Origin of the sequence: Streptomyces sp. NPDC096013 (assembly GCF_044763565.1) — a bacterium.
GTDB lineage: Bacteria > Actinomycetota > Actinomycetes > Streptomycetales > Streptomycetaceae > Streptomyces.
Genome location: NZ_JBIWGK010000019.1, coordinates 48,177 through 58,172 on the forward strand (window position 1 = coordinate 48,177; position 9,996 = coordinate 58,172).

General features: G+C 69.7%; 8 protein-coding genes. 4 read left to right on the forward strand and 4 right to left on the reverse strand.

The genetic code is table 11. The annotated features are described in order from the left end of the window. Window positions 1-67: 67 nt before the first annotated feature. The gene (locus ACIRB1_RS40110) at window positions 68-1,360 is read right to left on the reverse strand and encodes a site-2 protease family protein (RefSeq protein ID WP_352182433.1); all 1,293 of its coding nucleotides are present in this window, start codon (window positions 1,358-1,360) and stop codon (window positions 68-70) included. A gap of 8 nt (window positions 1,361-1,368) precedes the next feature. Next, window positions 1,369-2,637 carry a 1-deoxy-D-xylulose-5-phosphate reductoisomerase gene (gene dxr, locus ACIRB1_RS40115; RefSeq protein WP_352182201.1) on the reverse strand — a complete coding sequence of 423 codons (1,269 nt, stop codon included), beginning with the start codon at window positions 2,635-2,637 and terminating at the stop codon, window positions 1,369-1,371. Window positions 2,638-2,825: 188 nt separating this feature from the next. On the opposite strand from dxr, the gene ACIRB1_RS40120 reads away from it, so the two are divergent. Beyond that, window positions 2,826-3,275: a lamin tail domain-containing protein gene (locus ACIRB1_RS40120; RefSeq protein WP_352182202.1), complete on the forward strand. Its 450-nt coding sequence runs from the start codon at window positions 2,826-2,828 to the stop codon at window positions 3,273-3,275. 7 nt (window positions 3,276-3,282) lie between these two features. Here the strand turns inward: ACIRB1_RS40120 and ACIRB1_RS40125 are convergent, their stop codons facing one another. Continuing rightward, a complete protein-coding gene (locus ACIRB1_RS40125) occupies window positions 3,283-5,214 on the reverse strand; it encodes an acyl-CoA dehydrogenase family protein (protein ID WP_403468981.1) in 1,932 nt (643 codons plus the stop codon). A gap of 413 nt (window positions 5,215-5,627) precedes the next feature. Between ACIRB1_RS40125 and ACIRB1_RS40130 the strand changes: the two genes are divergently transcribed. The 3 genes from ACIRB1_RS40130 to ACIRB1_RS40140 all read left to right on the forward strand — a co-directional run bounded on the left by ACIRB1_RS40130 (window position 5,628) and on the right by ACIRB1_RS40140 (window position 9,263). Further along, window positions 5,628-6,641, forward strand: coding sequence for a LacI family DNA-binding transcriptional regulator (locus ACIRB1_RS40130; protein ID WP_266773063.1), 1,014 nt, complete (start codon window positions 5,628-5,630; stop codon window positions 6,639-6,641). A 64-nt stretch (window positions 6,642-6,705) separates the two neighbouring features. After that, the gene (locus ACIRB1_RS40135) at window positions 6,706-8,754 is read left to right on the forward strand and encodes a TIM-barrel domain-containing protein (protein WP_352182205.1); all 2,049 of its coding nucleotides are present in this window, start codon (window positions 6,706-6,708) and stop codon (window positions 8,752-8,754) included. 122 nt (window positions 8,755-8,876) lie between these two features. Beyond that, complete coding sequence (locus ACIRB1_RS40140) at window positions 8,877-9,263, forward strand: hypothetical protein (protein WP_403468982.1); 387 nt, start codon at window positions 8,877-8,879, stop codon at window positions 9,261-9,263. A 16-nt stretch (window positions 9,264-9,279) separates the two neighbouring features. On the opposite strand, the gene ACIRB1_RS40145 is transcribed toward ACIRB1_RS40140, so the two are convergent. Then, window positions 9,280-9,993, reverse strand: a complete 714-nt coding sequence (locus ACIRB1_RS40145; protein WP_403468983.1) for a hypothetical protein — start codon at window positions 9,991-9,993, stop codon at window positions 9,280-9,282. Window positions 9,994-9,996 lie beyond the last annotated feature (3 nt).

Here is a 9,996-nt window from a genome sequence, read left to right on the forward strand (position 1 = left end):
CCGTAAACCCGCGCAAGGAAGAGCGGCCCGGCACGAAAGATGCCGGGCCGCCACGAACTGCGGATGGCTAGGAGATTTTGACCGGGTTAACCACGTCCGCCACCAGGACGAGCAAGGTGAAGCAGACGAAGATCCCCGCCACCACATAGGCGACCGGCATCAGCTTCGCCACGTCGAAGGGGCCCGGGTCCGGCCGCTTGAGCACCTTCGCCAGGTTCCGCCGCAGCGCCTCCCACAGCGCGCCCGCGACATGCCCGCCGTCGAGCGGGAGCAGCGGGAGCATGTTGAAGAGGAAGAGGGAGAGGTTGAAGCCGGCGACCAGCATGAGGGCCATGGCCAGCTGCTGGGTGGGCGGGATGTCGAGGGTGAAGATCTCGCCGCCGACGCGGGCCGCGCCGACCACGCCCATCGGGGAGTCGGCCTGGCGGGGGGCGCCGTCGAAGGCCGCGTTCCACAGGGCCGGGATCTTGCCGGGGAGGGCGGCGATGGAGTCGACGGCCTCGCCGAGGCGGTCTCCCATCCAGGTGACCGAGTCGCCGAAGTCCTGGCGGACGATGCCGGTGGCCGCGCTGAAGCCGAGGAAGCCGGCGGTGACGTACTGGCCCTGGACGATCTGGCCGCTGGAGTCCTTCTTGGCGACCTGGTTGCTCGCGATCTTCGCGTGCAGGGTGACGTCCTGGCCCTTGCGCTCGACGAGTATCGGGACCGTCTTGCCGGGGGCGGCGCGGATCAGGTCGGAGAGCTTGTTCCAGTCCGTGGTCTTCACGCCGTTGAAGCTGAGGATCTTGTCGCCCGCCTTGAGGCCCGCCGCGGCGGCCGGGGAGGCGGGGTCGGTCGACTTGCAGGTGTCGCGGTTCTGGCTCTGTGCGATCACGCACTGGGAGACCGAGCTGACCGTGTTGGTCTGCTGCGAGATGCCGAAGCCCATCAGGACGGTGAGGAAGAGCGCGACGGCGAGGATGAGGTTCATGAAGGGGCCCGCGAACATCACGATGACCCGTTTCCAGGGTTTGCGTGTGTAGAACAGGCGGGACTCGTCGCCGGGCTCCAGCTCCTCGAAGGCGGCCGAGCGGGCGTCCTCGATCATGCTGCGCCAGGGCGAGGTGGACCGGGACTCGATCTTGCCGTCCGGTCCTGGCGGGAACATGCCGATCATGCGGATGTAGCCGCCGAACGGGATGGCCTTGAAGCCGTACTCGGTGTCGCCCTTGCGCTTGGACCAGATGGTCGGGCCGAAGCCGACCATGTACTGGGGCACCCGGATGCCGAAGAGCTTCGCGGTGGAGAGATGCCCCAGCTCGTGCCAGGCGATCGAGACCAGCAGGCCGACCGCGAAGACGACTATGCCGAGGATCATCATCAGGGCTGTCATGCACGCGCCTCCGCGTTCGCCGTGGTCGTCTGCGCTGTCAGTTCGCGGGCCCGGGCGCGTGCCCAGGTCTCCGCTTCAAGGACGTCCGGCACGGTCAGTGAAGTTCCCGTGGCCGGCGTCCCGTGTTCCTCGACCACCCGTGTCACCGTCTCCATGATTCCGTTGAACGGCAGCGCGCCCGCGCGGAAGGCCTCCACGCACTCCTCGTTGGCCGCATTGAACACCGCCGGGGCCGTGCCCGCGAGCTGTCCCACGTGGCGGGCGAGGCCGACCGACGGGAACGCGTCGGTGTCGAGCGGGAAGAACTCCCACGTCGACGCCTTGCTCCAGTCGAACGCGGGCGCCGCGTCCGGGACCCGCTCGGGCCAGCCGAGCCCGATGGCGATCGGCCCGCGCATGTCGGGGGGCGTCGCCTGGGCGAGTGTCGAACCGTCCGTGAATTCCACCATCGAGTGGACATACGACTGCGGGTGTACGACCACCTCAATGCGATCGAAGGGAATGTCGTACAGCAGGTGCGCCTCGATCACTTCGAGGCCCTTGTTCACCAGGGTCGCGGAGTTGATGGTGATCACGGGTCCCATCGCCCAGGTGGGGTGCGCGAGGGCCTCTTCCACGGTCACGCGCGCCAGATCCGCCTTCGTACGGCCGCGGAAGGGGCCGCCGGACGCGGTGACGACGAGCTTGCGGACATCGGCGCGGGTACCGGCCGCGAGGGCCTGGAAGAGCGCCGCGTGCTCGGAGTCCACCGGGATGATCTGGCCGGGCTTGGCGAGCGCCTTCACCAGCGGGCCGCCGACGATGAGCGACTCCTTGTTGGCGAGCGCGAGGACGCGGCCCGCCTCCAGGGCGGCGAGGGTGGGCGCGAGGCCGATGGAACCGGTGATGCCGTTGAGCACGGTGTGGCAGTCGGAGGCGGCGAGCAGGGTGGCCGCGTCGGGGCCGGCCAGGATCTCCGGGAGCGACTCCCCGGCGCCGTACCGTGCGGCGAGCGCTTCGCGCAGTGCCGGTACGGCGTCCTCGCGGGCGACCCCCACCGTCCGCACCCGCAGCCGGTACGCCTGCTCGGCGAGGAGGCCGACCCGGCCGCCGTTCGCGGAGAGTGCGGTGACCTTGAAACGGTCCGGGTTGCGCAGCACCAGGTCGATGGCCTGGGTACCGATGGACCCGGTGGACCCGAGGATCACCAGGGCCTTGGGACCGTCGCCCACGACGGGATCGTAGACGAGATGTGGGTCGGCGAGGGGTGCTGGACTGTCGCTCATCCCTCCATTGTTGCCGCACCGGGTGGTCCGGTGGACAGCGGTTCCCTCGGGCGGGTGGCTTATCGGCTCTCGTCGGTGATTGAAGGGAAATCCCCCTTTGTGAATACGACGTGAAGGTCGTGTGATAACACTTCAGTCCTGCGCCGGTGGACTGCCGGTGCGTGGACGACATCCTGGGGGGATTCTCCATGCGGAAACGCGCTGCCCTGCCCGCGCTCGCGGGCGCCGTGATCTTCACCGGCACCCTGCTGAGCACTCCGGCCGAGGCCGCGGGCGGGGTCACGATCTACCACGTCTGGTTCGACAGCCCGGGCTCGGACAACCGGTCGAACACGAGCCTGAACGGCGAGTGGGTGCAGATCAAGAACACCAGCCGGTCGGCGATCTCCCTCAAGGGCTGGGTCCTGAAGGACGTCTCCAACCACCGCTACACCTTCAAGAACATCAAGATCGGCGCCGGCAAGTACATCAAGGTGCACACCGGCAAGGGCACGGACACCGCGTCGAACACGTACCAGGGCCGTGCCGCCTACGTCTGGAACAACACCAGCGACACCGCGACGCTGACGAAGTCCAACGGCAGCAAGGTCGACACCTGTTCGTGGACGACACGGGATCCGAGCGACAAGTACTGCTGACGGAGGGCTAGTTGACGGGGCGGTGCAGGTTGTCCGCCTTGGACGGGCCCGGGGTCGTGTCGGCGATCCAGGGTCCGTCCCCCGAGGGGTCGACGATGCCCTGCTCCAGCCACTCGTAGGCGCCGCCCATGACACCCTTGACGACCTTGTGGTCGATGGCGTCGGTGTTGGTCCACAGGCGGCCGAAGAGCTCCTCGACGCGGATGCGGGACTGTTCGCAGAAGGCGTCGGCGAGTTGATAGGCCTCGCGGCCGTGATCGCCCTGGGTGCGCAGGAGTTCGGCCCGTACGCAGGCCGCGCTCATCGCGAAGAGTTCGGCGCCGATGTCGACGACCCGGCCCAGGAAACCCTGCTTGGTCTCCATGCGGCCCTGCCAGCGGGACATGGCGTAGAAGGTCGAGCGAGCCAGTTTGCGGGCGCCGCGCTCGACGAAGCGAAGGTGCCGGGAGAGGTCGACGCCGTGGCGGAACTCGCCGTAGGAACCGGGGAGTTGGCCGCTGCCCGCGACCAGTTTCGGGAGCCACCTGGCGTAGAAGACGCCTGCGCCCGCGCCCGCTTTCGCCTTGTCCTGGAGGGACTTGTCCGGGTCGATGAGGTCGCCGGCGACCTTGAGGTGGGCGTCGACGGCCTCGCGGGCGATGAGGAGGTGCATGATCTCGGTCGAGCCCTCGAAGATGCGGTTGATCCGGAGATCGCGCAGCACCTGCTCGGCGGGGACCGCCTTCTCGCCGCGCGCCGCGAGGGATTCGGCCGTCTCGAAGCCCCGGCCGCCGCGGATCTGGACGAGTTCGTCGGCCATCAGCCAGCCCATCTCGGACGCGAAGAGCTTGGCGAGCGCGCCCTCGATGCGGATGTCGTTGCGGTCCTCGTCGGCCATCTGCGAGGACAGGTCGAGGACGGCCTCCAGGGCGAAGGTCGTCGCCGCGATGAACGAGATCTTCGCGCCCACGGCCTCGTGCTCGGCGATCGGCCTGCCCCACTGCTCACGCGCCGCCGACCACTCGCGGGCGATCTTCAGACACCACTTGCCGGCCGCGACGCAGGACGCGGGCAGCGAGAGGCGGCCGGTGTTGAGGGTGGTGAGGGCGATCTTGAGGCCCGCGCCCTCGGGGCCGATGCGGTTCGCGGCCGGGACCCTGACCTGGTGGAAGCGGGTGACGCCGTTCTCGATGCCGCGCAGGCCCATGAAGGCGTTGCGGTTCTCGACGGTGATGCCGGGAGAGTCGGTCTCGACGACGAAGGCCGTGATGCCGCCCTTGCCGTCCGCGGACTTCGGCACCCGGGCCATCACGACCAGGAGGTCGGCGATCACGCCGTTGGTGGTCCAGAGTTTCACTCCGTCGAGGACGTACGCGTCCCCGTCCCGCACCGCGCTGGTCGCGAGCCGTGCCGGGTCGGAGCCGACGTCCGGTTCGGTGAGCAGGAAGGCGCTGATGTCGGTGCGGGCGCAGCGGGGCAGGAACTCCGCCTTCTGCTCGTCCGTGCCGAACAGCTTCAGCGGCTGCGGTACGCCGATCGACTGATGCGCGGAGAGCAGCACGCCGACCGCGGGGCAGGCGGAGCCCGCGAGAGCCAGCGCCTTGTTGTAGTACACCTGGGTGAGGCCGAGGCCGCCGTACTTGGTGTCGATCTTCATGCCGAGGGCGCCGAGCTCCTTGAGGCCGGCGATGACCTCGTCGGGGATGCGCGCCTCGCGTTCGATGCGGGCCGCGTCGATCCGGGTCTCGCAGAAGACGCGCAGCTTCGCGAGGAACTCCTCGCCGCGCCGGGAGTCCTCGGCGGGCGGGAGGGGGTGGGGATGGATCAGGTCGAGCCGGAAGCGGCCGAGGAACAGTTCCTTGGCGAAGCTGGGCTTGCGCCAGTCCTGTTCCCGGGCCGCCTCCGCCACCTGCCGGGCCTCTCGCTCGGTGACGGTGGGTTTGCTGGGTGGAGCGGACATGAGGCTCACCTCGCCGCGAATCGGGCCCTCGGACCATGGTGGTTACCGACGGGTGCTACCCGATCGTATGTACCCGATCCGCCGCGAGGCGGCCACCCTTCGCGCGTCCGTTCAGCCGATGTCGACGGAGTACGCCTTTGTGTCAAGACGCGCCGGGGCGGGGTCCGCGGTGTTGCGTCGGGGGGCCTTCCGGGGGACGGTTCGTCTACGACCTCTCCGTGGCCGCCGACCGGCCCGGAGGTTGCCTCCCCCCACCCGGAGAACCTCCCGGAGTCCGGCGCTCATAGAAAGTGTCGAAGCGCTTCGACAACCTATGGACACCCACACCGCCTGAAGCTAATGTCGAACCACCCTCACTCGCCCTTGTCAGCAACGCGCACTGTCGAAGCGCTTCACAAAGCTTGGAGAGCTGGATGGTCACCCTCGCCGAGGTCGCCCAGCACGCCGGAGTCTCGGCGAGCACGGTGAGCTATGTCCTCAGCGGCAAGCGGTCCATCTCCGGAGCCACCCGGCAGCGGGTCGAGCAGAGCATCCGCGAGCTGGGCTACCACCCGAACGCGGGGGCACGCGCCCTCGCCAGCAGCCGGTCCAACATCATCGCGCTGATGGTGCCGCTGCGCACCGACATGTACGTGCCGGTGATGATGGAGATCGCCATCGCCGTGGCGACCACCGCCCGGCTGCACGGCTACGACGTCCTGCTGCTCACCGGCGAGGAGGGTCCCGACGCGGTGCGCCGGGTCACCGGCAGCGGCCTCGCCGACGCGATGATCCTGATGGACGTCGAACTCGACGACGAGCGGCTGCCGTTGCTGCGCGGCACCGACCAGCCCTCCGTGCTCATCGGCCTCCCCGCCGACACCACCGGACTGACCTGCGTCGACCTCGACTTCGGGGCGACCGGCGCGCTGTGCGTCGAACACCTCGCCAAGCTCGGCCACCACGACATCGCTGTCATCGGCGAGGCCCCCGCCGTCTACGAACGGCACACCGGTTTCGCCGAGCGCACCCTCGACGGACTCCGGTCCCGGGCCCGGGAGTTGGGCCTGCGGGTGCTGCACCGGCCGTGCGAGGGCGGGTACGACGCGATGTCGCTGACCCTGGCCCGGGTCTTCGACGAGCGCCCCGGCACCACGGGCTTCGTCGTGCAGAACGAGTCGGCGGTCGAGCCGCTGCTCGCCCTGCTGCGCCAGCAGGGCCGGGCCGTGCCGGAGGACGTGTCGGTGGTCGCGGTCTGCCCCGACCAGGTCGCCACCCAGGCCTCGGTGCGGCTGACCTCCGTCGCCATCCCCGCCCAGGAGATGGGCCGTTACGCCGTGGAGCATCTGGTGGCCAAGCTGGACGGCCGCGGCAGCGACGAAGTCGTGCTGATCGCACCGGAGTTGACGGTGCGGGCGAGCACAGGACCGGCACCGTCGGCTTCTTGACCAGCCACGCTCCACGTGTTTGTGCGCTTACCCCCTGTTCTGCTTTCCTCCAGGAGCACTCCTCGTGAATCAGCATGCCGAAATCCAGTCCGAGGTCAGTCTCGCGCAGTCCTCCCCCACCGTCGGAACGTTCCGCGAGCGGGACGGCGCGCTGGAGTGGAGCGGTCGCCAGGAGACCCTGCGGATCGAACCGTGGGGTCCGGACGCGGTCCGGGTCAGGGCCCGGCTCGGCGGCCCGCTGCTCGACGGACTGCCGGGCGCCCTGCTGGACGAGGCACCGCCCACCGAGGCGAGCGTCAAGATCGAGGACGGCCACGGCACCCTGACCGTGGGCGAGTTGACGGTCGAGGTCGACGCCGAGGGCCTGGTCCGCTTCCTGCGCACCGACGACTCCAGCGAACTCCTCGCCGAGGCCCGCGCCCACTTCTGGTGGCCCGGCGCGCGCCTCTACACGGCGGTCGGCAACGGCCACCACCGCCTGGAGCAGCGCTTCGCAGCGTACGAGGACGAGAGGCTGTACGGCCTCGGGCAGCACCAGCACGGGAAGCTGGACCAGAAGGGCCTGGTCCTCGACCTGGTCCAGCGCAACGCCGAGGTCGGCATCCCGGTCCTCGTCTCCAGCCGCGGCTACACCCTGCTGTGGAACAACCCGGCCATCGGCCGCGTGGAGCTGGCCGGCAACGGCACGCGCTGGGTGGCGGATTCGGCCCGGCAGCTCGACTACTGGATCACCGCGGGCGACCCGGCCGACGGCCAGCGCCGCTACAGCGCGGTGACGGGCCGTACGCCGATGCTCCCCGCGTGGGCGGCGGGCTTCTGGCAGTGCAAGCTGCGCTACCGCACCCAGGACGAACTCCTCGCCGTGGCACGGGAGTACAAGCGCCGGGAGCTCCCCCTCTCCGCGATCGTCTGCGACTTCTTCCACTGGACGCACCTGGGCGACTGGAAGTTCGACCCGGCGGAGTGGCCCGACCCGGCCGCCATGGTCCGCGAACTCGACGAACTGGGAGTCAAGTTGGTGGTGAGCGTCTGGCCGTCGGTGTCGCCCCTGAGCGAGAACCACGGCGTGCTGGAGCAGCGCGGCCATCTCATCGGCACCCAGTACGGCCCGATGGCCCACGCCGACTGGCCGGACAAGGGGGTCGCGTCGACCGTCCAGGTGGCCTTCTACGATGCCACGAACCCCGAGGCCCGCGCGTTCGTCTGGTCGAAGATCCGCGACAACTACCTTGTCCCGTACGGCATCACGGCCTTCTGGCTGGACGCGTGCGAGCCCGAGCTGAAGCCGGGCTTCCAGGAGAACCTGCGCTACTGGGCGGGGCCGGGCCTGGAGGTCGGCAACATGTACCCGGCGGAGAACTCCCGTACGTTCGCCGACGGGTTGCGCGCCGAAGGCGTCGGCGACGACGAGATCATCACCCTCAACCGCTCGGCGTGGGCGGGCAGTCAGCGCCACGGTGCCGCGCTCTGGTCGGGTGACATCGGCACCGACTTCCCGACCCTGCGCCGCCAGATCGCCGCGGGCCTCAACACCGCGCTGTCCGGCATCCCCTGGTGGAACACGGACATCGGCGGCTTCCACGGCGGCGACCCGGACGACCCCGCGTACCAGGAGGTCATGGTCCGCTGGTTCCAGTTCGGCGCGCTGTCCCCGCTGATGCGCCTGCACGGCTTCCGCGACCCGGGCATGCCGCTGGGCCCCGACATGACCGGCGGCCCCAACGAGGTCTGGTCGTACGGCGATCGGGCGCTGCCGATCCTGGAGAAGTACCTGCGGCTGCGCGAACGCCTGCGGCCGTACGTCCTGGACGTGATGCGCGCCGCGCACGAGGAGGGGCTGCCGGTGATGCGCCCGCTGTTCCTGGAGTTCCCCGGTGACGCGGCGGCCTGGTCGGTCGACGACGCGTACCTCTTCGGCCCGGACCTGCTGGTCGCGCCGGTGCTGACGGCGGGCGCCACGGCCCGTACGGCGTATCTCCCGGCGGGCGCGTGGTGGACGGACGCGTGGACCGGCGAGACGTACGAGGGCGGTACGGCGGTCACGGTGGACGCCCCGCTGGACCGCATCCCGCTGTTCCTGCGGGACGGGGCGGCGCTGCCGGTGGCGGAGTAGCGGCCGGGGCGCCCGGTGGGGGCGGGCGCCCGGTGGGGGGGCGGACGCCCGTGACGCTTCCGTTGTGCGGAACTATGGCCTCCGTCACAGCCGTATCGATCTTGTTCTGCTGGACTTCTCCGATGGTGTTACGCAAGCTCGCCCTCGCGGCGGGCCTAGCCGCGTTCGCCCTGTATCTCTGGGGTCTGCTCTGCCTTCTGGGCGCGGTCGTCCAGGCCGCCGACGGGGGCGCCGACTCCTCGCCGGTACTGCCCTGTCGTACGACGAACGGGGAGGCCGACGGCCCGGCGGACCCGAGGGCCGCCCACGTCGTGGACTACTCCGTGGACTTCGTCCCGCTCAGGTTCGTCTGCGAGCTGACGGGCGGGGGCAGTTACGCCACCGACACCGTTCCCGGGTACGTCAATCCGGTGGTCGGCGCCCTCACGCTCACCGCGCTCGGCTGCTGGGTCGCCGCGCTCGTCGTAGCGCCGCCCGGCCCTCGCGGAGTGCGGGGACCGGGCGGCTGACCGGAGTGCGGGTGGGTCAACTACTGGTGACGCTCTCGCTGTTGGTGGTGAAGTCGAGCCCGCCGGACGAGGACGTGATCTCGAAGCCGAACTGGAGGTCCCCGATGGTCACGTTGCCGAACCAGCCCTTGGTGTCCTTGATCCACTTGAGGATCGGCAGGATGTCGATCGTCCCGGACGAGGAGTTGGAGCTGCGCACGAACGAGAACACGTCGTTGGCACCGTTGTTGCCCCTGTAGACGGTCCAGGTGGAGCCGCCCAGCGTGAGGCTGCCCTGCGAGGTGCCGAGCGGGCCGACCGCTCCGGTCTTGTTGACCCAGAGCATGATCTCGTAGGCGTGGTTGGTGTCCCAGATGTCGTACGACGTGTTGTACGCGCCGGACGACGGCACCGTGACGTTGTAGCTGCTCTTGAGCGAACCGAGCGAGGTGATCGACTTGCCGATCACCTTCTTGGCGTTCGGATAGGCCTTGATGCCACCGGTGTTGGGGTGGTTGGCGTTGACGCCCCAGTTGGTGCCGGAGTTGGCCCAGATGCACTGGCTGCCGGCGCCGGAGCCCCAGATGTCGTTGTAGAGCGTGTAGCCGTTCAGGGTCGTGGAGCCCCACTGGTCGCAGGAGCTCCAGACGGCGGCGGACGCGGGGGCCGAGGCGAGCGCGACGGTGGCACCGAGCGCGAGGGCGGGGGCGAGAACGGCCGTGAGTACCCGGCCCGGCTTGCGTGTTGCCATGGT